Consider the following 21,701-nt stretch of genomic DNA (forward strand, 5'->3'; position numbering starts at 1 on the left):
AAAAAAAATGAGAGAACACTACGCGATGATATAGCCGCCACCGAAATAGCTATCCGCAGAGATAGCACTTTCGGTGAGGTTGAGTACAACTTGATCACTAAAATTCTTACTGTTCACCACTTGAATACGATGTGGTATATTTAACAATGAAGCTTCTAGTCGGAATGCTTCCGACAGCTGTTTCGGATTATATGAGGTATAATCCTTCGAACTAATTTCGACTTAGTCAATTCTGAACGATTTTATTATATCGCTAAATCTCATCCTTCTCAATCCATTTGGGAACCAGTGGCGCTTCATACTGTTGCATCTTCTCGATCAGCTCCTCAATCGTATCAGCCACCAATAACATCGCTCGATTTTCCTGCTTAAGAAGGCCCTCTTCGACCATGTGATCAATAAATTGAATGAGATGATTGTAAAATCCATTGATGTTTAACAAACCAACTGGCTTTTTATGTAAACCCAATTGAGCCCATGTAATCATTTCAAAAAGTTCTTCCAAGGTACCAAAACCACCCGGCAGCGCAATAACTCCTTCGGCATAATCACTCATAATCCGTTTACGATCGTGCATGGTATCTACAGTAATCAGTTTTGTTACCCCCCTATGCTCTCTTTCTTTCGAATTTAAAAAATCAGGAATGACACCTATTACCTCACCTCCCTGTGCAAGAGCTCCATTCGCAACAGCTCCCATTAGGCCAACCCTTCCACCACCATAAACCAAACGAATACCGTATTCAGCCAAAACCTTTCCCACATAGGAGGCTTGCTCTTCATACACGGCCGAATTCCCTAAACTGGAAGCACAAAAAATAACAATACTATTAACTTTCTTCATATACAAGTATAGTTAAAAATAAACGGATCAGCTCTTTTTAATAAAAAAACAAACTCACTATCAATAATATACAAAAAAATACACGCATTATTTTCGCGCATAAATATAAATGTAAAAAAAACACTTAAAATAAATAACACATTTAATATCTTTGATTTACCGGTCTTTTTATACATAACGGCTAACCAGACAAGCTCATCAGATCTTGTTAATAACAAATGATAATTTCAGTCCATATGATCTTCAAAAACAAATTTTTGCACAGTGCTCTCTTAAGCTTATTTAGTCTGGCGCTATCTGCCCAAACAACTTCTCAATTGAATTATTTCGATTTAAGAGAAGTGAGGTTGTTACCTGGGATTTTTAAACATGCTGAAAATCTTGACATCAATTATTTATTGGAAATAGACCCGGACAGATTGCTGGCTCCCTTTTTACGCGAAGCCAATTTACCGCTAAAAAAAGACTCCTATACCAATTGGGAAAATACAGGATTAGATGGCCATATCGGAGGGCATTATCTATCTGCTCTCGCACATATGTATGCCGCTACAGGAGACCTTCGTATTAAGGAACGCCTAGATTATATGCTCAGCAACTTGAGACGTTGTCAGGAAGCAAATGGAAACGGCTACATAGGCGGAGTACCTGGGGGTAAAATTATTTGGACAGAGATTCAGCAAGGTAGAATCAACGCCGGTAGCTTTAACCTGAATGGAAAATGGGTGCCGCTATATAATATACACAAAACCTATGCTGGCCTGCGAGACGCCTACTTGTTGACAGGCAATGAATCTGCAAAAGACATGCTGATTCAAATGACTGATTGGGCGCTTAAGTTGGTCGCTCAACTTTCAGATGCTCAAATACAGGAAATGTTACGAAGTGAACATGGCGGACTGAACGAAACTTTTGCTGATGTTGCTGCAATTACCCAAGATCAGACTTATCTCGAGTTGGCTCGTAAATTCAGTCATCAATCCATACTTGAGCCTTTATTAGCGCATGAAGATCATTTAACAGGATTGCATGCAAATACACAAATTCCAAAAGTTCTCGGTTTTAAACGCATCGCTGACCTTTCTCACAACGAAAAATGGGCGGAGGCTGTTCGCTACTTTTGGGACAATGTCGTTGAGCAGCGCTCGATTGCTATTGGAGGAAATAGTGTAAGTGAACATTTTAACCCAACGGAAGATTTTTCAAAAATGCTCTATAGCATTGAGGGACCAGAAACTTGCAATACCTACAATATGTTACGGCTCACAAAAATGCTCTATCAGACCGATCCGCAAGGGAAATACCTCGATTTTTATGAACGTGCTCTTTACAACCATATCTTATCGACACAACACCCCGAACATGGTGGATTAGTCTATTTCACGCAAATTCGTCCGGGGCATTATCGTGTTTATTCTCAAGCGCAGACAAGTATGTGGTGCTGCGTCGGATCAGGGATGGAAAATCACGCCAAATATGGTGAAATGATCTACGCATACCGCAACAATGACCTATTTGTCAATCTATTTATTCCTTCACGCCTGGACTGGAAGGAGAAAAATATGGAAGTTATTCAAGAAACGAACTTCCCGACAGAAGCCAAAACAAGCATACGAATGAACCCTAAAAAACCGACGTCATTCAGCTTGTTTATTCGTAAACCCAGCTGGCTCACCACAGCTCCCCATGTGTTGATCAATGGAAAGCCTTACCGCAATTTCAGTTCCACAAATGAGCATATCCAGATCAAACGTACATGGCGAAAGGGCGATATCGTCAGCCTTCAATTACCCATGGGGGATACATACTGAGCAGTTGCCTGATAAAAGCAATTATTATAGTATTTTATATGGACCTCTTGTTTTGGGAGCCCGAACTGGACAGGAAGATCTTTTGGGACTTCGAGCCGACGACAGCCGAATGGGGCACATTGCTTCTGGAAAACAAATCCCTTTACGTGATCTCCCGATTCTTCAAGCAGAACCGAACAATATTCCGGCACTTGTAAAACCAATAGCGTCAAAGCCCTTACACTTTACACTCTCAAATCTCTATTTGGGAAAAAAAGATATTCAAATGGAACTAGAACCCTTTTTCGGTATTCATGATTCCCGTTATATGATCTATTGGCCTCAAGCAACGCAGAAAGAATTACTGGCATTACAGGACAAAATGCGCCGCGATGAAGTGGAAAGCTTAGCGCTAGCGGCCAAAACGGTCGATAAAGTAGTCGCTGGGGAGCAACAACCAGAATCAGATCACTTTTTTCGCGAGCAAAATAGCAATGCTGGGGCATTCGGTGATACACGCTGGCGCGATACAAAAGGCTGGTTCAGTTATGTGATGAAAATAACGCCAGAGACCCAACTGGTCGCGATCAAATTGCTGGCAGACAACTCATCCAGGGTAACTGAGGTAATGATCGATGGTAAAACCATCAGTATATTGGAAGACAAGGATGAGAGATCCACCATGAAAACAATACATATACAGCTTCCCATGGAGAGTGCAGGTAAAACCAAAATAGAACTGAAAATTAAGGCCGGGGCAGGATTTACAAGTCACAAGATCCTAGAAATAAGAACTCTTCGTCCTGACTAATGGATCTGGGAGATAGCTTCCATTAGTCAGGCGTGATTCACTTAGCCTAGATAATTCAGTTCATCAAAAGTGATTCAGTTCGTCAGAAGAGCGCTTAATTTATTTTCCGATTAAAACAACGGCGCCTTCAGGTTGCAACGTCAATTTGATGGACTTTGTTTTAGAAAGTCGAATCTGCTTCTGTTTTGACTCCCGGGCAATGTTATCGTCGATTAGCTGTACCGCATCTGTACTCAACATGGGCAAATTCACCGATACAGTTTTTTCTTTGCCCTCGGCATTTATCCCCGCTATATACCATGTATCATTCTTTCTCCGGGCAAGTATGACATATTTACCTGGATAACCATCAATAAAAACAGTCTCATCCCAGGTAGTTGGTACCTGCTTCATAAAATTAATCACATGGGTTGGCATTTCCTGTAAATTATTGGGTGTCAATCCAAAATTTTGTACCGGAGTCTGAAATAAAATCGCCGTTGCCAATTGAAATGTTTCTGTCGTTTTGCGGATAGTACCGCCGCTATTCTCGCGGTTATGACGTTTGTTCAGCAAAACCGGGCCAAAATCCATTGCCGCCACGGCATTCCGAATAAAGGGATGTAAAGTCGCATTAAAAGCCTCCGTATCATTTGCATGTTGTGTGAAAATCAAATTTTCAGAGGCTAATACGGCTTCACTGCCCACGAAATTCGGATACATGCGCTCCCAACCACGCGGTAAAGTACATCCATGAAATATAACGGTTAATCCATAATCATTTGCATCCGAAAGAATATCTTCGTAAAGCTTCAGTGTTTCTTGTTTATCGCCTCCAAAAAAGTCGACTTTGATTCCTTTAATGCCCACATGCTGCATCCATTGCATCTCGGCTTTACGTGCAATCGAAGTATTCATTTTATTTTTTGGCGTCTGAGGTGCGTCGTTCCAGAATCCGTTCGAATTGTACCACAGACAAATACCTACGCCCCGCTCCTTCCCATAAGCCACCAATTGTTCAATTTTCTCATGGCCGATCTTTGTATCCCACCAATTGTCGATCAATACAAATTCATACCCCATTGAAGCCGAAAGGTCAATGAACTTCTTCTGGTCTTCAAAATTAATACTGCCGTCCTGCCATTCCAACCAGCTCCATGTCGCCCGTCCGAATTCGTATTTCTTCGATGCCGGATACTGCGGTTCAACAACATCAAACGGAATGGTCGTTTCCACAATGGGTTTTAGGTTGCTTCCGACAGTCAGTGTGCGCCAAGGTGTATAACCGGGTAATGAAATTGTGGGAGCTGCACGTCCAATGCCATTGTTCTCCCCTTCCTCCGGAAAAGAAATGCTATAAAGGCCATCCTTCGTGCCTTCGCTTAACTTGGATGCGCAATATGCACTTGATACACCCGTTTCCGAAACAAGTACCCATCCCCGATCTCCAACATGAAAGAGCGCAGGAAAAGTATAGCCAACACCATACTTCGAAGGTACGCCTAGCGCCTGATCTGCCTGATACTCCTCTTCGTAACTTGGTTTTGTTTTCATCCAGCCTATCATGGGGGAAGCTTGGGCTGTTAAAAATGTTGTTGTAACGAGGGGAAATTTAAAGCCGCTATTCTCCTTTATCAATGCAAAGTTGGCCGGCTCGCCCACCTGAGGCACATAATATCGGAACGCTATATTGTTGTTGCTAACACGGAAAGTAACCTCGATCTGCTGCTTTGAAGTATTCTCCAACACATAACGCAATTCATTCGCTTTATACTGTACCTGACTGCGTTTGATTTTTGGCTCGATATAATTGGTCAAAATTTCACCTCTTTTTTCTGCTATAGGACGCAAATTATCGCTTAAATTTATCGTCTTGCTTTGAAGCCCAAGCGGTGAAGCTTCCAACATTGTCTTTCCTTCCAGTTCAACCTGATAAAATAGATGACCGTTTTTCAGATCCAATTTAACGGTCAAAGTTCCGTCCGGACTCGATACCGATGTCTGCTGTGCTGCGGCAATTGTCCCCAACAAAGATAGCATACATACCAAAGCATAACGTTTTACTGGTAAACGTTTAAAATAGCGCGTATAATTGTGATTTAACATAGATTAACTCAAATAGTCGGTTAGTTATTCTGTTAAAGATAAGGTTTTATTTTAATAAATGTACAAAAAACACTTATTACAGAATACGTATTTTATCAGGTTGCAATCGACTGCGTCAAATAGGAATCGTCGTCTAATCTGGGAAGGCGCAAACGCAGCTTTTCTTGTCCTATGAGAAGATATACCAAACAAAAATTCCTTATAATTGTAAAGAAATAGTGACATTTATTTTACGATCTTAAAACGTATTAAACTATGAATCTAATTATGAACATGATAGCACTTGCCAGCATAGCAACTGCTACCTTGGCTCCATCATCTGCCAAATCAGGGTCATTGCTCGAGCAAAAGGACCAAAACATTACGCTGATAGAAAAAAAACAGGCTTTAAAACACGATTATGTTGGAACCGACTCGCTATTGCAATATTTTAACCAAACAACTGCGGAGCTTGAAAAGCAGGTTGCGGGTTTAAGCGAAGCGCAGCTCCAATTTAAGCCAGCGCCCGACAAATGGTCGATCAGTCAATGCCTTGAGCATATTATTCGTTCAGAACGAATGATATTTGACATGGCAAAAAAGGGCCTGGATCAAGATCCACAACCTGAAAGGAGAAAAGAGATCAAGATGACCGACGACAATCTAAAAAATGCACTCACAGACAGAAGTCACAAATATCAGGCACCCAAGGAACTCCAACCAGAGGGAATTTATAAAAATGTGAACACCGCTTTGACTGATTTCAATGCCGCTCGCCAACCCGTGCTTGATTACATCAAAAAAGCTGATGCGGAAGATCTCAGAAATCACGTCAGCGATTCCCCAACTGGTCCAATTGATGGTTATCAAGCCCTGATGTTTATTGCTGCGCATTCTGCACGTCATACCAAACAGATCGCTGAAATAAAAGCCGATCCCAATTTTCCAAAACAATAGAAAGATGAAGAAATTAACTTATCAAATTAAGATCCATGCGCCTGTGCCGCGGGTTTTTAAAACAATGCTTGACAAAGAAACCTATAAACAATGGACCAGTGCATTCAATCCAAGTTCAGATTTCGAAGGCATCTGGGACAAGGGGCAAAAAATTCATTTTACAGGCGTCGATGAAAATGGTGAAAAAGGCGGAATAGTAGCAGAAATCGCCGAATACATTCCAAATTCATATGTGTCTATTCGGCATCTTGGTATCCTAGACAATGGCCAAGAAATTTTATCCGGACCAGCTGTCGAAGATTGGGCTGGAGCATTAGAAAATTATTCTTTTTCGGACATCGAAGGACAAACATTATTGAATGTAGATGTTGATACAAACGACGAATACATCGATTACTTTAATGAGGCTTGGCCAAATGCTTTGCAACGGCTAAAGGATATTAGCGAAAAGGAATAGGTGAAATACCCTGCATATTGAAGAGCTTTGCGAAATCAATGCGCAAGTCAGAAGCTTGTTGGCAAAAGTAAAAACGGCACCTAGATCTGGATGCCGTTTTTTTATCTTGCCGATGCTTTTTTTCGTTCGTTTACTTTTGTTTTTTGACCCGAATGTCAAATATATTGTAATACCGTAGCGTGCTATAGTCCTTCAGGCTCATAAAGTCATAGGTAAGTGGATAATTAAAGATATTTTCCGTCTGACTCACATAAAGGAGCATATCGCGGAGTGCTATTCCAATAGCCTTGGCTCCTTTCGGATACTGAATAAAACTGTTCTTGCCGCCGCCCCGATAGTAGATCAGCAGATTGCTGCAATCGAGGACTTTGGTATCTACATCATCCAGTGTTTTATTTTCCAGTATTTTGTCTATTGCCGTATTGAGGCCTGCCCGTGTTGAATCAGTTTCACCCATCAGAATCATATGGGTACCATAAGTCACCGAAGCAAGCACATAGGGAGAGTAACCTGCTTGGGTCAATACAGCTAACTCCGATTCCGGATAAGCATCAAAATACTCTGTGTGGTCAATATAAATTGTAAGCTTATTGACTTTGCCTATACGAAGCGTGCTGTTTTGCTTACTGATCGTCGTTGAGTCGGCATGTTTTACAAGGGATAATGCCTTTTTTACATCCTTCGAAATACCGAGAAATCCCTGTATTTCGGCGTAATCTCCAAAACTGCTCGAAGTAAAGTTCATACTACTTGCCTGTTTCGACTTTTCAAACTTATTGGCATAAGCAAGACCATTTTTATAGCTGGGCTCAAAGAATCCCATATCTACGGAGAAGTCATTGTAAGACAAGAAATGGAATTTTACTTTTTTCGCTTTTGCTTCCAGGCTTTCTAGCCGTGGGCCTTCAAGGGTGTCTTTGAGACTCCAAAGTCCGCCCAGGAAAACCTTTTCATCAATATTATCATCAGAGAAAAGCTCGCTCATCTGAAATTGTACTTTCCGAATTTCGTACTTATCAGGAGGAACAGTGGGCTCATTCTTGGTGGTATCTGAAGGTGCCACCTCTGGGGGCTCTACGTTTGGCTCGATGGGATCTTTTGTGCAACTTAGCCATATTAGTGCGCTAAGAAGAAGTAAAAAATTTCTAGTGTGCATATTGAAGTTCTTCAGTTCCAAATTCGGTTATCATTAAAAAAGGTTAGCTACGCTTTTTTATCTGATAAATTAAATATAATAATCTAAGATAATGTTTTTTTACATCAGTCCAACACGTACCATCCCGTTATAGCATATTTTTACAATTCAAATCAAAACGCTTCAACCTCGTTAAACGAAAAACAAGGTAATAACTTACGCGATAAGACTACCAGTAGTTGATCACAAATCATCAAAGCATACCCTTCCTAGCGTATTATAAGCGAAAAAGCGGGTTAAAGACTGAATTTTCTGCACACCAAAAAGACTTAACAGTCTAACCATTTAGGGCGAAAAAAAAGCGGGGTTTTCACCCCGCTTAAATTAATCGTTTGTAACAGCGCGAAAACGCCGAAACCTATCTGCCGGTTGAAACCAACAGGGATCGACTGCATTAAACACCCCAAAATGCCCTACATGCTTTAAAGAAAGATCCATAACCACCATTTGTATAGGTGTCTGAAGTATGTGTACCGACCAGTTGCGCCGTGTCATAATCATAAAAACTCAACACAAAAATACAGTGTGTCAATTTTCCTTCGCTTTCTTTGACCTCTTCGGTGACTTTCACGAGTGTATTCGTGTTAGGAAGACGGTAAGTCGTTGTCTTAGCATTGACATTTTCTTTCGGTGCCTTTTCCGTTGTCTTTGCAGAAGCGGCTGTAGATAGCAGTGCAACAGCCATCAAACTCATCATTAATTTTTTCATTGTTTCTATCTTTTTATTAAACTATAACATGCTTTTGAAGCAAGCCTTTATTTTATGGAAGTAAAAATAAAAACACCATTAATTAATTTTGCGGTTATTTATTATCTGTTGCAGTTCGTTCAATATTCGTGGTTTTTAGTCTATTATTCGCAATACAGCTAGGCTTATGGTATAGGTGAATGAAACTATTTAAATCTATGAGCTCTAAAATAGGTTCGTGCTAAACAATGAGTCAGCATACCATGGAGCAAGCATACAATCAAAAAGGTCGGGCTGGGGCATTATTGCTCATAAGACTAATCAGAGTAAAGTTCAAGGAATGATCAGCGAGGAATCTAGTACCGCCAAGGTATCCTGTCCTGACTACATCAACTATACTTCAACAATACTGGAACTATACTGGAAGTGGTAATCCAGCATCTATATATACCGTTATTTTACGTTTGTTCTTGACCTATTTTCTTAGGCAGCGGCTGCGTAAACCGTCCTATAGCTGTGCTATATTTATGAAATTTTTTCAGACGAGTTTAAGTTCTCAAAAATAGAAAAGTTAATGAACGTCTACATTGCTTGTTCTCGTATTTCCCATCAAAAAATCGAACTGTGCTCAATTGACCTCCAATGATCTGATTCACAATATTTTTTTGCATAAAAAAAGGAGACTACTATTTAATAGTGTCTCCTTAAGTGCCCAGGAGCAGATTCGAACTGCCACGCCCATGCGAGCGCCACCCCCTCAAGATGGTGCGTCTACCAATTTCGCCACCTGGGCTCATATTCACCTTTGGTATCACAAAAATAAAGATTTTTCGCTCTTTTACAAGTCGAAAATCGCTTTTTACAGCATTATTTTACTAAATTCCTATTGATCAAGGTTCTAATTACACCGTCGACAAGCCCAACCCTTGGAACAATGATTTGTTTTAGACGACCATGCTTCATAATCGTTAGAAAAATCTCACTCGCAGGAATAATGACATCGGCACGATCTTCGTTTAAACCCAATAAGATAATGCGTTCTTTCAAAGAAAATGAAGATAAATGCTCATACACGGCTTTTAATTTAGCATAGGATAATGGTTTATCCAATTTTTCATTGGAAAGGCGCGCAAGCTTATTAATATTGCCGCCAGTACCAATACCAACCACTTGCTTATACATATGCGTATTGCTACGTACCCATTCCCTCAGTTCATCCCAGGTTTCTGCCTTGTCCTGATTGTCGAGGATACGGATTGTGCCCAAGTTGAAGGACCTGGAATTAACCAAAACACCATTGGCAAATAACGATAATTCTGTACTACCCCCACCTACATCAATGTAAAGGTAAACTTTGTCCTTTTCCATCTTATTATCCCAATGGCTATTGTAAATAATCTCTGCCTCCTTTGCCCCTTCTATAATATCGATGTTGATACCGTTTTTCTTGACCTCCGCAACAATATCAGCGCCATTTCGTGCATCACGCATGGCCGAAGTCGCGCAGGCCATATAATCCTCCACGTTATAAACATCCATCAACTCCCGAAAGGCCTTCATCGTTTTAACCAAACTCTCGGCTTTCCTAGGTGAAATTTCCTGATGAATAAACGCATCATCCCCCAAACGAAGTGGAACACGTAACAGTGTATTTTTCTTAAAATTATATTGGTCTTTCTGTCCAATAATGTCAGCTATCAAAAGACGGACTGCATTGGAACCTATATCTATTGCGGCGTATCTCACTTTATATACGATTTCATTAAATTACGCTAAAATAAACACAGTTATTAAAAACTGTGTTATATAAATGTTAAGTTATCATTAATTTAACAAATAACAAACGATTATTCCAGGGAATTCTTGTGTACACAACACTGATATGTCTTACAATAACTAAAATTTCCATTTTATCAAGAATACAAACTCATTTCCTGCCAAAATCATCTCGCTGGCAATCAACTGAGTCGGAATACAGATAGCACATCCTATCGAAACTCAGTACCTATCACAATTCCATGCAGAAAATCTAGTATTGTCAACAAAAAAATCATAAAAAAAGGAATATTCATCTTAATGAATACTCCTTTCCTTTTATTTATCTTATTTCTTAGTGATGGTGTTCTTCAACTTTACCGCCAGCTAATTTGTAGATCTCTTCCACTTTTTTCAAAGACTCCTCCGAAAGGTGAATAACATCCTTGTTTGTATTGTGCTCTTCATGAGACAATCTAGTATTGATCTCACCTTGTTTTTCAACCACTAGCGCTAAAAATGCTTTATCATTGAATGCCGCTGTACTGTCCGAACCAATTGAAGCAGGAACTTGAAATGCAGGCACGCCACGTTGCGCATCGCCAACATGCAATTCTTTTGCTAAATTGTCCAATTCTGGTAACACTGTTGCGTAAGCTTCTTTAATCTTTGCAGCTACATTTTTCACCTCTGCTGAGGTAGATTGTTTTGCAGCTACATCAGCAAGATTTACCAAGTAGTTTCCATTTTCGCCAACGAATTTAATCATTGCAAAGGCATCACCATCCGCTAAGGATGCATTAGAGTATTGACGCTGTCTATCTGCAGCTGTTTGACCACAAGATGCAAATAATGTACCCGCACAAGCCGCAACAATAAATAACTTATTAATCTTCATATCAATTTTGTTAACTATACAAAAGTAGATAAAATATATGTTCTCCGAAACCCTATCCGTGAAAAGAAAGAAAAATTACGCAACATTTCTTCCGGCATTCACCACGCCAAAGATTGTACGCGCTATTAATTTCGAATAATCTTCACGTTGTGCATCAGTCAGCTGATCCGAATTCAATGCACGAATCGCAAAATGCTGTATAACCAATAACGGTAATACAATTCCCTCGCGCGCTAAAATAGACTCACGATCCACAGGATAGTTTTCCATCAATTTTGAGGTTCCGCTCAGCTTTAACAGATATTCTTTTGTTATTTGGTACTCGGCATACAAAGTTTTCCAAAAGTCACCATAAATAGGATCATCTTTCATGTATGCTGTAATATCAAAGTTGGACTTTGTCATCGACATCATACAATTGTCGATCAATGTTTGGAAAAATCCAGATGACACATACAATTGCTGCACGTCTTTCCAAAGGTTATTTTTTTCAGCCCATTGCAATGCTGTTCCGACACCATAAAACCCAGGAATATTTTGTTTCAGCTGGCTCCATGAAGTTACAAAACTAATCGCCCGCAAATCTTCCAATCGCAATTCGCGGCCTGAGTTACGTTTTACAGGTCTACTTGAAATATTGATCGACGATAGCGCTTTCAATGGCGACATCGTTTCCAGATAAGGTAAAAACAATTCATTCGTCCGTAGATCCATAAACTTATGATGACTTAGCTCAGCCAGCTTATCAATGATCTCCTGTTGATGTTTGGTTAAGGTATCGCCTACGCGTTGTTTCAAATCTGAAATAATTCCAGCGTGCAACAATTGCTCTATATTAAATCGTGCCGTATCTAAAGAACCATACTGACTACTGATTGTTTGTCCTTGAATCGTCAATTGAATATGATCGTTGGCAATCTCTTTACCCATCGATGCATAAAAACGCTGTGTCTTACCACCGCCACGTGCCGGAGGTCCACCACGACCGTCAAAAAACACCAAATCGACATCGTACTCGCGAGATATCGCCGTAAGTTCGATTTTTGCACGATAAATCGACCAGTTCGCCATCAAGTATCCACCGTCTTTGGTACTATCTGAATAGCCCAACATAATGGTCTGTTTGTTTCCTCTACGCTTCAAATGCGCTTTATACTCCTTGTTACTATACAAGGTTTTCATCACATCTGCTGCTCTCGTCAAATCATCAACGGTCTCAAACAAGGGTACAAAATCGATCGTTAAAGCATCCTTCTTCCATCCAGACCATAAAAATAATTGACGCAGTCCCAAAATATCACTTGCCTGTTGGCAATTGCTGATGATAAAGCGTTGCGCAGCTCGCTCAGAACCGGAACGTTGAATCTCCTTTAACAATTTGATCACACCAGATGTATCTTTCGTCAACGGATCTGCATCTTCTCCCACCGTTAAGTCAAGTTCTTTGAATTTTAATGCTTTTTGCTTATCATTTTCACTGAGCTCCAGATAATCCAATGGCATTCCAGTCTTTTCCTGATTGTGCTGAATCAGATAATTGGTAGCCTCACGTAATATCCGACTGTCTTGTCTGATATCCAATGTGGTAAAGAAACAACCAAAAGTCATCACTTTGCGGAGTAAGTCATCAACGATTTCTACAAAAAGTCCATTGTGATATTCCTCCAAAACATTTTTGATTGCTTTCAGATTTGTGATAATATTATCAGTTTCGTCTGCTGGATGTTCGACTGGATTAAAACTGTTTTCGTAGAACAATGTTTGGAGATTTTCCATATATTCCTCTACACCTCTAAATGTGATGCGCCGTCTAACAATACGAAAATCCCTATAGTAACATCTAAACAAAATGGTACGTAGCAATGCGGCAACTTTCTTGGTGCTATCAACACTTACGTTGGGATTACCATCACGGTCACCTCCAGGCCAAAAGCCCAGTTCAATCAATTGTTTGACTTCTTCGGTATCCACGTCCAATTCATCATCAATAAAAGACTGAATTTCCGATGCTACTTTATAAAATACGTTTTCCAAAAACCAAGCTAAGCTCGCAGCCTCATCAACTGGAGTCGGTTTATTTTTATTGATGAAAGGCGTTTTACCCAGTTGCTGTAGCAATAAATGTATACTATGGATATCATTGGTCTTGATTGCATCGATCAGGTCGTTGATAATACCCAATACTGGTCCCGGATAGAATTGCGTAGGATGTGCAGTCAACACAAGACGTACAGAAAAATCCTTCAATTTTGACACGATCTTACGGCGCATATCTTCGCTGCCCTCGGCATTTTTTATTAATGCCCCCAAGACATTTTCGTCATCGCCACGGCCCACCATCTGAAAGGATGAGTCTTCGATCGCATCAAATAAAACAACCTGACGCTCTATATATTGAACAAATCGAAACAACAAATCAATTCGTTGTTCTTCCGAAGAAAATTCCTCATGCTGATCGAAGAAACTTTTTATGATCTCATCAGGAGTTAAATGCTGATCCACACCCTTTTCACATTGCTTTGCAAAAAATGGTAATAAAGTACCTGTATCTTTAACACGTTGAAATGGCAATGTTAAAAACAAACTTTTGAAAAGCTCAAAGCGTGTCAATACCTCGTCCTGAAAGACGGCTTCATTTTTACTTTGCTTCATATTTAAATCTTTGAAAGTGGTCAAGAGAGTTTAGGTGACTCTTGAAAATTTGTAATGTCTCTGAAATAACCCTATGGTTCCAAATATAACAATATTATAGCTAAACAAATAAAAAAATATAAATTAATCAAAAAAACAATTGAAATATTATAAACATACTAACAAATTTTAGTAAATTTTCATTTTTAACACATTAATGCAATGCAGTATAGCAACGAAGACCTTGAGAACCTGATCCTGTTAAGCCCCGCTACAAAATGAACCATCCCTGATCTGACAGGAACGGAACAGCTATCTCGCTTTCATCCGTACTAAAAAGGGCAAACATAGCCGAACAATTGTTTTTAATATGAAAAGCAATTTATCTAAGTTTGTACTATACATTATGAAACAGACACAAGAAATAAAAAGTTTTTTCTATAGCCAATATTTTGCGGATGGACTCCGAATTACCATCGGATGTATTGTGCCTGTCCTAATCTTTGCAACTATCGGGCAATTTACCAATGGAACCATTGTTTCCCTGGGAGCGCTCTTGGTAGGTCTCTCCGATACGCCCGGAGCACCTAGCCATAGAAGGAAAGGCATGATTGCGGGTGCGATTTTGACTACGTTAACTTTTATTTTAACCAATATAGTTAATCAAAATGTCTATCTACTGGCGATTTTTATCGGCGTAGCCTGCTTTATATTTGCCATGTTTGCAGTATTCAATAGCAGGGCCGCCAACGTAGGCCTTATGTGTATTCTGATGATGTTGATCCATGTGCAGATTCACTATCCTCTTGCTGAAGCCATCAACTATTTAGGCTTCTATACATTAGGTGGTCTATGGTATATCGCCATTAGTCTTTCCATCACCCAGGCACGCCCTTACAGGCTCGCCGAACAGGAGCTATCCGAAACAATTCGCTATGTGGCTGATTACATCCGGCTGAAAGCTAATTTTTACGATGCTAAAATTGATAATGATAAAAACTACCTCAAACTGATCGACAAACAAGTTGAAGTCAATCAGCATCAGGAAAACCTACGGGATGTATTGTTTCAAAGTAAACGATCAATTAAAGACACCACAAAGGTGGGACGTTATCTAACCCTCGTCTTCAACGATATTGTCGATCTCTTTGAGCAAAGTATGGCGGCACACTATGATTACAACACCATCAGCGAACGCTTTGGTCCTACCGGAATCTTGGAAGATTTCAAAAACGTGATCCTAAAATATACCAATGAGCTTGACAATTTGGCTTATCAGCTCAATACCAATACACAGCCAAAACCACTGTACGATTTCGATTCGGATCTCAGTCGCCTTCACACTAAAATCGATCAGCTGGATAAAAATCAAGAGTATAGCACCTTTGCTTTACGCAAAGTGTTGATCAATTTGCGTGATTTGGTTCGCCGAATCAAAAATATCTATGGTTACTCGCATCTACAACCGGACGATGTCAAACGAAAAGAAATTGACGACGCAAAACGCTTTGTCCAAAGTTCTGCAATTGATTTCAAAAAGTTCCGCGAAAATCTTACCCTAAAATCCACCATCTTTCGACATGCGTGCCGCATGGCAATTGTCATGTCGGTCACTTATTACGTGTTTGAGGTCACCAATATCACAAATAATGTATATTGGATTCTCCTGACTATCATGGTTATCCTAAAGCCTGGCTTCGGGCTCACAAAGGAGAGGAATATCCAGCGTCTAATCGGTACAACGATCGGTGGACTCATCGGAGCCCTCATCCTGTTAACCATTCATGACCCAACGGTCCTTTTCGTTCTACTGGTATTCTTTTTTCTGACGGCATATAGCTTATTCCGGGTCAATTATGTCATTGCCGTACTTTTTATGACCCCTTATGTATTAATTATGCTGAGCTTCGTCAGCGCCAATACATTGGACGTCACCAAAGAACGCATACTGGACACCTTTATCGGCGGCATGATTGCATTCTTATCCAGTTATATTATTTTTCCAAATTGGGAAAGCATGCAAGTCAAGGAATCCATGCGAAAGCTACTGATAGCCAACTACAATTACATCTTTCAGGCATTGAAAGAAATTGCAGGCCAAGCGCCTTCCATCACCGACTACAAACTAACACGCAAGGCAGTCTATGTGGAAACAGCCAACATGGGTTCCACATTCCAACGTATGCTTACGGAACCCAAGAAACGTCAAAAATATAGTAAGGAAGTCAACAAATTCGTCATATTCAACCATATTCTAGCTTCTTTTTCGGTGACATTGATGAACCATCTCGACGAAATGGACAATAATTATATCAATAAGGACCATGTCCGGACAATTCGAAAAATATTAAGCTCCTTGGAGCAATCCATTCAGCTGCTGCATTCTGCCGATAGTGTCAATGCATTTGTTCCTTTGGCAATCGAAATTCCAAACAACCAATTTGATAATACAGATGTCAGTTCAGTTGATGGACAGTTATTGAGCGAACAGCTGGACTTTCTCAATAAAATTGCACAGGACCTCCATAAAATAGTTCAGGATCTTCACGCTAAAAGCACAGCAATGTCAGAAAATGAACTGCCTAAAGCTTTAAGCTGATTTATTCTTTAAAATTCTCGACATTTATACCATGAGCGATACGATAACACGGTACGACCTGATCATAGTTGGCGGCGGGCCAATTGGCTTAGCTTGCGCCTTAGAAGCCAAAGAAGCAAATTTAAACTACCTTATTCTCGAAAAGGGCTGTTTGGTCAACTCATTATATAATTACCCCCAAAATATGACCTTCTTCTCTTCCTCCGAAAGATTAGAAATAGGTGATATTCCATTTGTCACCACCAATCCCAAGCCAAAACGCATGGAGGCGCTGGAATATTACAGACGTATACAGCAAAAGTTCGCACTGGATACCCATCTTTTTGAAGAAGTACTGGAAATTAAGAAAGAGGACACGGAGTTTCTGGTCAGCAGTAGCAAAAGCATATACCTGAGCAAGAAAGTCATCATCGCCACGGGTTTTTATGACATACCGATGTTGCTCAATATCCCGGGCGAAGAACTTCCCAAAGTGAGGCATTACTACGACGATCCACATTATTATAGCAGCCAAAAGGTGATCGTTGTCGGCGCCAGTAATTCATCCATTGATGCCGCCCTTGAAACCTACCGAAAAGGAGCACAAGTTTCTTTGGTAATCCGCGGTAGCGAAATCAGCCGCCGGGTAAAATATTGGGTAAAACCTGATATTGAAAATCGAATTGCCGCGGGTGAAATCGATGTCTATTATAACAGCCACTTAACAGAAGTTACTCCAACTACTGCGCATATCCAAACCCCAGATGGTATGGTCGAACTCGATAATGATTTTGTACTGGCTTTAACCGGCTATCGCCCAAATTTTGATTTTTTGAAAAAGATCGGAATTGATATTCCCCAAGAAGCACCTTGCATTCCCAGCCATAATGAAGAAACAATGGAAACAAATATTGCCGGGATTTATTTGGCAGGTGTCGTTTGCGGTGGCTTAAATACCCACCTTTGGTTTATTGAAAATTCACGAATTCATGCCAAACAGATTATCGGACATATTCGCTCAACACTTACTTGAAGACTTGAAAACGTAAGCCATTTAAGAAGATTTTCATCATTTTCTTCTGTAAACTGAGAATATGATCGAATTCTTCTTTTGTTGGGAACAACATGTTTTTCATATCCTTTAATATGCCCATACGCATACCGAATAGTGAATACAAAAGAATCCGCGCAGTTTCATTGATATCTTCCACCTGTATCTCGCCGGCATCGATACCAATCTTGAGAATCTTCTCAATAATTTCTACCTCACGGAGATAAGACTCTTTGAAAACCTGTTCCAGCTCGTCCGGAAGCTCTTTGACCATCTTCATGGTGTATTCAAATAAATTATAATACTGATTGATGATCTTGACACGCATATCAATGGAGTACATCATAATCTCCTCAAAGTCTCCCCCTTTTCCAATGACATCCTCAAGGTCCTCGATCATTTTGTCGATGACATATTCGAAAACCGCAGAATATAAGCTATTCTTATCCGGAAAATAATAATACAGCAATGCTTTTGAAAAATTGAGATCCTTGGCTATTTCCGACATCGTTGTCTTAGCCATTCCAAAATGTGCAAAGCGCCTTGTCGCAGCTTCTAGAATTTTGATTCTTTTTACATCTGCATTACCCATTAAACTTATATTTTTTATCGTTAAATAAACGGTTTATACTATCTTTACCGATTATCATGCTAAAGATAGCTGATTTTTTTGAATTTCTGAAAACTAAAGTCAACATGAAGTTAAACATTCAATCGAATATATCTTTAAAAGCTTTCAATACGTTTGGAATTGAAGAAAAGACAAATTTTCTAATCGAAGTGAATGACAATGAAACATTGACCGAAATTTTTAAAAATGGTATTTTTAAGGAGAACTTCTTTGTTCTTGGCGCAGGTAGCAATGTCCTTTTCACCAAAGCATTCGACGGCTATATTATTCGTATGACGAGCAAGGGCATACAGTCAAAAATTGATGGCGATGATGTCTATGTCACAGCGCAAGCGGGAGAAATCTGGAATGACTTCGTTTGGTATTGTATCGAACATAATTACGCGGGTATTGAAAACATGGCCCTAATTCCTGGCACTGTTGGTGCTTCACCTGTGCAAAACATCGGTGCCTATGGTACCGAGTTGATGTATGTTTTTCACGAATGTCAGGCTTTCGATACGCATACCGGTAACTTTGCGACCTTCAAAAAAGAAGATTGCGATTTCTCCTATCGCGACAGTATCTTTAAAACAGCACACAAAGGGCGTTTTATCATTACTCAGGTCACTTATAAGCTAAGTCAAACAGCTCATATCAATACAACTTATGGTGCAATTGAAGCCGAACTCGCCAAAGAAAACATAACAAACCCGAGCATTGCCGACATTGCAACCATTGTCTCCAAAATCCGCGTAGAAAAGCTTCCTGACCCAAGTACAGTGGGAAATGCAGGTAGCTTCTTTAAAAACCCTGTAGTGACAGCATCAACTTTTGGACCTCTTCAGAAAGAATACCCTACAATACCGCATTATCCAATGCCCAATAATGAAACAAAATTGGCTGCTGGATGGTTAATAGAACAATGTGGTTGGAAAGGAAAAGAATATGGACAAGCAGGTGTATGGAAAAATCAGGCACTTGTACTAATAAATAGACAAAACGCTACAGGACAGGAAATTTACAATCTATCGGAACAAATTATAAGTGATGTAGCCAACAAATTTGGCATCAAGCTAGAGCGTGAAGTTAATTTACTGTAAAGATTTAAAAAAAGTATTTTTACTCTTTTTAAATCTGAAAGCAAAAGAAAAACAGGCTTCACTTTAGCTAAACATCACTTTGAGCTAATTTTATTTACTTAAAGTTAGCTTACACACACGTTTGCTTTGCTTAAAATAATCTTAAAATTATATTAACAAATCTAATTTTGTCATTTTTGGCGCATTTTTTGCCTCATACTTAATGAACCGCATTTATAAACGTACTGTTTTGTAAAAAGAACAGTTATAATTCATTAAGCTATGACAAAGAATGAATTTGACACCATGGTTATTGAGCAATCGGACTCATTAAAACTCTACGCCAGAAATTTTACCAGTGATTACGAAGATGCCAACGATCTCGTTCAGGACACAATCCTGAAAGCTGTAACCTATTTTAAAAATTTCAAAGAAGGAACCAATTTGAAAGGATGGCTTTACACCATCATGAAAAATACGTTTATTAACAACTATAGACGTATTGTGAAAACCAACTCTTTCATTACGAAAGACGAGGATATTTCTAACGCTAACCTCCTATTATCCGCTTCCTCAAATCAGGGCGAAAGCAAATTTGTCATGGAAGACATCCATGAAGCTTTATCTAGTCTTTCCGAAGAATATTACATCCCTTTTTCATTGTACTTCGAAGGTTTTAAATACCACGAGATATCGGAACATTTAAATATCCCCATCGGAACGGTAAAAACAAGAATACATGTCGCTAGAAAATTAATGAAGAGATCACTATCGGCCTATAAAGTAGCTTAGTTTTTCTATCTTCGCCTTTTTAAAATGACGAATGGCAGAAGAATTATCGGAATACAGCAAAAGCCAACTGGCTTTACGTAATGGTCAGGACAAACCACAGATCTGGGTTGCTTATCGCGGACTTATCTACGATGTCGGAGAAAGTAGACTGTGGAAAAACGGAATGCACTACGAACATTGGGCCGGACAAGATCTAACTGAGGAGCTCCAAGAAGCCCCTCATTCAGCATCTGTATTTTCAAAATTTCAGATCGTCGGAAAACTAAAAGATCAATGATTATAAATTAAACTGAGATAGGGCAACAAAAGCATTCAAACGCTTTTGTATGTCCTCTTCGGTAAGATCAACCAACCGATCTGTTCCAAATTTCTCTACACAGAATGAAGCTAGCGCAGAACCAAAAATCAATGCGTTCTTCATGTTTGTAAAGTTGATACTTTTTACTTTGGCAAGATAGCCAATAAAACCTCCAGCAAAGGAATCTCCCGCACCAGTTGGATCAAAAACATCTGCTAATGGTAGCGCCGGAGCAGAAAAAATCTGATTCTCTCCAAAAAGAAGCGCACCGTGTTCACCTTTTTTGATAATTAAATATTTAGGTCCCATTGCTAAAATGACTTTTGCAGCTTTAACCAGCGAATACTCTCCAGAAAGTTGCCTTGCCTCTGAATCATTGATGGCTAAAACATCAACCTTGAGAAGCACTTTTCTTAAGTCATCCATGGCAACATTCATCCAGTAGTTCATGGTATCCAGAACAACCAACTTAGGCTTGTGTGCCAAGCGCTCCAACGTAGTCAATTGTATTTGAGGCGTAAGATTGCCCAAGAGAAGATACTCGCAATCCTGGTAACTTTCAGGAATAATAGGATCAAAATCAGCCAATACATTTAAGTCTGTCGCCAAGGTATCACGGCTATTCATATCGTTATGATACCTGCCAGACCAAGAAAAAGTTTGCCCACCAGTAATCACCTGAACACCCGTAACATCTATACCACGGCTCCTGATAAGATCGAGATTATCATTTCCAAAATCCTCCCCAACAACACTGACCAATTTGATTTGATCACATAGATATGACGCCGCTAGACTCGCAAATGTACCGGCACCACCTAGAATTTTGTCAGTTTTACCGAACGGTGTTTCTATTGTATCGAAAGCCACCGTACCAATAATTACTAAACTCATAGTTTTTTAATAAGCATGGTAAACAAAAAAACCGGCATAAAGCCGGTTTCAATATTGCTCCTGAAGCTGGGCTCGAACCAGCGACCCTCTGATTAACAGTCAGATGCTCTAACCTGCTGAGCTATTCAGGAATTTATTTTTCGAGAAATTCCTTTCTCATAGAATGTACAAAAGTAGTACATTTTAATATCATTTGCAAATAAAATATTTGCATTGTTGCTCCTGAAGCTGGGCTCGAACCAGCGACCCTCTGATTAACAGTCAGATGCTCTAACCGGCTGAGCTATTCAGGAATGAAAAATTGAA

Annotated in this window: 18 protein-coding genes and 3 tRNA genes; 9 read left to right on the forward strand and 12 right to left on the reverse strand. The window is 39.7% G+C overall.

From position 1 onward, the window contains the following. Window positions 1-253: 253 nt before the first annotated feature. Window positions 254-844, reverse strand: a complete 591-nt coding sequence (locus B3297_RS16795) for a TIGR00730 family Rossman fold protein (RefSeq protein WP_070570493.1) — start codon at window positions 842-844, stop codon at window positions 254-256. Between the two features lie 236 nt (window positions 845-1,080). On the opposite strand from B3297_RS16795, the gene B3297_RS16800 reads away from it, so the two are divergent. Together B3297_RS16800 and B3297_RS16805 are read left to right on the forward strand one after the other, a co-directional pair. After that, window positions 1,081-2,655 carry a glycoside hydrolase family 127 protein gene (locus B3297_RS16800; RefSeq protein WP_201303498.1) on the forward strand — a complete coding sequence of 525 codons (1,575 nt, stop codon included), beginning with the start codon at window positions 1,081-1,083 and terminating at the stop codon, window positions 2,653-2,655. Further along, on the forward strand, window positions 2,576-3,445 hold the full coding sequence (locus B3297_RS16805) for a DUF6805 domain-containing protein (protein ID WP_201303497.1): 870 nt from the start codon (window positions 2,576-2,578) through the stop codon (window positions 3,443-3,445). The genes B3297_RS16800 and B3297_RS16805 overlap by 80 nt, the downstream gene beginning before the upstream one ends. A 99-nt stretch (window positions 3,446-3,544) precedes the next feature. Here B3297_RS16805 and B3297_RS16810 read toward each other — a convergent pair whose 3' ends face one another. After that, window positions 3,545-5,530 carry a glycoside hydrolase family 97 protein gene (locus tag B3297_RS16810; protein ID WP_083296137.1) on the reverse strand — a complete coding sequence of 662 codons (1,986 nt, stop codon included), beginning with the start codon at window positions 5,528-5,530 and terminating at the stop codon, window positions 3,545-3,547. A gap of 255 nt (window positions 5,531-5,785) precedes the next feature. Here B3297_RS16810 and B3297_RS16815 point away from each other — a divergent pair, with 255 nt between their 5' ends. Together B3297_RS16815 and B3297_RS16820 are read left to right on the forward strand one after the other, a co-directional pair. Further along, on the forward strand, window positions 5,786-6,466 hold the full coding sequence (locus tag B3297_RS16815; RefSeq protein WP_083296136.1) for a DinB family protein: 681 nt from the start codon (window positions 5,786-5,788) through the stop codon (window positions 6,464-6,466). A 4-nt stretch (window positions 6,467-6,470) separates the two neighbouring features. Next, window positions 6,471-6,923, forward strand: coding sequence for an SRPBCC family protein (locus B3297_RS16820; RefSeq protein WP_115047829.1), 453 nt, complete (start codon window positions 6,471-6,473; stop codon window positions 6,921-6,923). 130 nt (window positions 6,924-7,053) lie between these two features. On the opposite strand, the gene B3297_RS16825 is transcribed toward B3297_RS16820, so the two are convergent. The 6 genes from B3297_RS16825 to B3297_RS16850 all read right to left on the reverse strand — a co-directional run bounded on the left by B3297_RS16825 (window position 7,054) and on the right by B3297_RS16850 (window position 14,111). Next, window positions 7,054-8,079: a hypothetical protein gene (locus tag B3297_RS16825; RefSeq protein ID WP_115047827.1), complete on the reverse strand. Its 1,026-nt coding sequence runs from the start codon at window positions 8,077-8,079 to the stop codon at window positions 7,054-7,056. A gap of 433 nt (window positions 8,080-8,512) precedes the next feature. Further along, window positions 8,513-8,827, reverse strand: coding sequence for a hypothetical protein (locus B3297_RS16830; protein WP_115047825.1), 315 nt, complete (start codon window positions 8,825-8,827; stop codon window positions 8,513-8,515). Window positions 8,828-9,515: 688 nt separating this feature from the next. After that, a tRNA-Leu gene (locus tag B3297_RS16835) sits at window positions 9,516-9,599 on the reverse strand. 74 nt (window positions 9,600-9,673) lie between these two features. Continuing rightward, the gene (locus B3297_RS16840; protein WP_115047823.1) at window positions 9,674-10,552 is read right to left on the reverse strand and encodes an exopolyphosphatase; all 879 of its coding nucleotides are present in this window, start codon (window positions 10,550-10,552) and stop codon (window positions 9,674-9,676) included. A 364-nt stretch (window positions 10,553-10,916) separates the two neighbouring features. Beyond that, a complete protein-coding gene (locus B3297_RS16845; RefSeq protein ID WP_070570475.1) occupies window positions 10,917-11,459 on the reverse strand; it encodes a hypothetical protein in 543 nt (180 codons plus the stop codon). 75 nt (window positions 11,460-11,534) lie between these two features. Continuing rightward, window positions 11,535-14,111 (reverse strand): phosphoenolpyruvate carboxylase, encoded by a 2,577-nt coding sequence (locus B3297_RS16850; RefSeq protein ID WP_115047821.1) that lies wholly within the window; start codon window positions 14,109-14,111, stop codon window positions 11,535-11,537. A 385-nt stretch (window positions 14,112-14,496) separates the two neighbouring features. On the opposite strand from B3297_RS16850, the gene B3297_RS16855 reads away from it, so the two are divergent. Together B3297_RS16855 and B3297_RS16860 are read left to right on the forward strand one after the other, a co-directional pair. Continuing rightward, window positions 14,497-16,689, forward strand: coding sequence for an FUSC family protein (locus B3297_RS16855; RefSeq protein WP_236560148.1), 2,193 nt, complete (start codon window positions 14,497-14,499; stop codon window positions 16,687-16,689). Window positions 16,690-16,720: 31 nt separating this feature from the next. Continuing rightward, window positions 16,721-17,701 (forward strand): YpdA family putative bacillithiol disulfide reductase, encoded by a 981-nt coding sequence (locus tag B3297_RS16860; protein WP_115047819.1) that lies wholly within the window; start codon window positions 16,721-16,723, stop codon window positions 17,699-17,701. On the opposite strand, the gene B3297_RS16865 is transcribed toward B3297_RS16860, so the two are convergent. Beyond that, on the reverse strand, window positions 17,694-18,311 hold the full coding sequence (locus B3297_RS16865; protein ID WP_112374184.1) for a TetR/AcrR family transcriptional regulator: 618 nt from the start codon (window positions 18,309-18,311) through the stop codon (window positions 17,694-17,696). The genes B3297_RS16860 and B3297_RS16865 overlap by 8 nt on opposite strands. Window positions 18,312-18,415: 104 nt before the next feature. Here B3297_RS16865 and murB point away from each other — a divergent pair, with 104 nt between their 5' ends. From murB to B3297_RS16880, 3 genes are all read left to right on the forward strand, one after another. Next, complete coding sequence (murB, locus tag B3297_RS16870) at window positions 18,416-19,432, forward strand: UDP-N-acetylmuramate dehydrogenase (RefSeq protein ID WP_115049480.1); 1,017 nt, start codon at window positions 18,416-18,418, stop codon at window positions 19,430-19,432. A 261-nt stretch (window positions 19,433-19,693) separates the two neighbouring features. Next, a complete protein-coding gene (locus tag B3297_RS16875; protein WP_046671910.1) occupies window positions 19,694-20,203 on the forward strand; it encodes an RNA polymerase sigma factor in 510 nt (169 codons plus the stop codon). 31 nt (window positions 20,204-20,234) lie between these two features. Then, window positions 20,235-20,480 (forward strand): cytochrome b5 domain-containing protein, encoded by a 246-nt coding sequence (locus tag B3297_RS16880; RefSeq protein WP_112374185.1) that lies wholly within the window; start codon window positions 20,235-20,237, stop codon window positions 20,478-20,480. Here the strand turns inward: B3297_RS16880 and B3297_RS16885 are convergent, their stop codons facing one another. The 3 genes from B3297_RS16885 to B3297_RS16895 form a co-directional block, all read right to left on the reverse strand. Beyond that, window positions 20,481-21,395 carry a PfkB family carbohydrate kinase gene (locus tag B3297_RS16885; RefSeq protein WP_070570461.1) on the reverse strand — a complete coding sequence of 305 codons (915 nt, stop codon included), beginning with the start codon at window positions 21,393-21,395 and terminating at the stop codon, window positions 20,481-20,483. It lies immediately after the preceding gene. A gap of 57 nt (window positions 21,396-21,452) precedes the next feature. Further along, window positions 21,453-21,526, reverse strand: a tRNA-Asn gene (locus tag B3297_RS16890). Between the two features lie 88 nt (window positions 21,527-21,614). After that, window positions 21,615-21,688, reverse strand: a tRNA-Asn gene (locus B3297_RS16895). Window positions 21,689-21,701: the final 13 nt, after the last annotated feature.

It is taken from the genome of Sphingobacterium sp. UBA3519 (assembly GCF_002377215.1).
Lineage (GTDB): Bacteria > Bacteroidota > Bacteroidia > Sphingobacteriales > Sphingobacteriaceae > Sphingobacterium > Sphingobacterium multivorum.

Coding starts and splice junctions, on each gene's coding strand:
- B3297_RS16880 (WP_112374185.1), top strand. CDS start 20,235: ATGGCAGAAGAATTATCGGAATACAGCAAAAGCCAACTGGCTTTACGT.
- B3297_RS16885 (WP_070570461.1), bottom strand. CDS start 21,395: ATGAGTTTAGTAATTATTGGTACGGTGGCTTTCGATACAATAGAAACA.
- B3297_RS16850 (WP_115047821.1), bottom strand. CDS start 14,111: ATGAAGCAAAGTAAAAATGAAGCCGTCTTTCAGGACGAGGTATTGACA.
- B3297_RS16845 (WP_070570475.1), bottom strand. CDS start 11,459: ATGAAGATTAATAAGTTATTTATTGTTGCGGCTTGTGCGGGTACATTA.
- B3297_RS16810 (WP_083296137.1), bottom strand. CDS start 5,530: ATGTTAAATCACAATTATACGCGCTATTTTAAACGTTTACCAGTAAAA.
- B3297_RS16820 (WP_115047829.1), top strand. CDS start 6,471: ATGAAGAAATTAACTTATCAAATTAAGATCCATGCGCCTGTGCCGCGG.
- murB (WP_115049480.1), top strand. CDS start 18,416: ATGAAGTTAAACATTCAATCGAATATATCTTTAAAAGCTTTCAATACG.
- B3297_RS16800 (WP_201303498.1), top strand. CDS start 1,081: ATGATCTTCAAAAACAAATTTTTGCACAGTGCTCTCTTAAGCTTATTT.
- B3297_RS16860 (WP_115047819.1), top strand. CDS start 16,721: ATGAGCGATACGATAACACGGTACGACCTGATCATAGTTGGCGGCGGG.
- B3297_RS16795 (WP_070570493.1), bottom strand. CDS start 844: ATGAAGAAAGTTAATAGTATTGTTATTTTTTGTGCTTCCAGTTTAGGG.
- B3297_RS16830 (WP_115047825.1), bottom strand. CDS start 8,827: ATGAAAAAATTAATGATGAGTTTGATGGCTGTTGCACTGCTATCTACA.
- B3297_RS16815 (WP_083296136.1), top strand. CDS start 5,786: ATGAATCTAATTATGAACATGATAGCACTTGCCAGCATAGCAACTGCT.
- B3297_RS16805 (WP_201303497.1), top strand. CDS start 2,576: ATGAGCATATCCAGATCAAACGTACATGGCGAAAGGGCGATATCGTCA.
- B3297_RS16855 (WP_236560148.1), top strand. CDS start 14,497: ATGAAACAGACACAAGAAATAAAAAGTTTTTTCTATAGCCAATATTTT.
- B3297_RS16865 (WP_112374184.1), bottom strand. CDS start 18,311: ATGGGTAATGCAGATGTAAAAAGAATCAAAATTCTAGAAGCTGCGACA.
- B3297_RS16825 (WP_115047827.1), bottom strand. CDS start 8,079: ATGCACACTAGAAATTTTTTACTTCTTCTTAGCGCACTAATATGGCTA.
- B3297_RS16875 (WP_046671910.1), top strand. CDS start 19,694: ATGACAAAGAATGAATTTGACACCATGGTTATTGAGCAATCGGACTCA.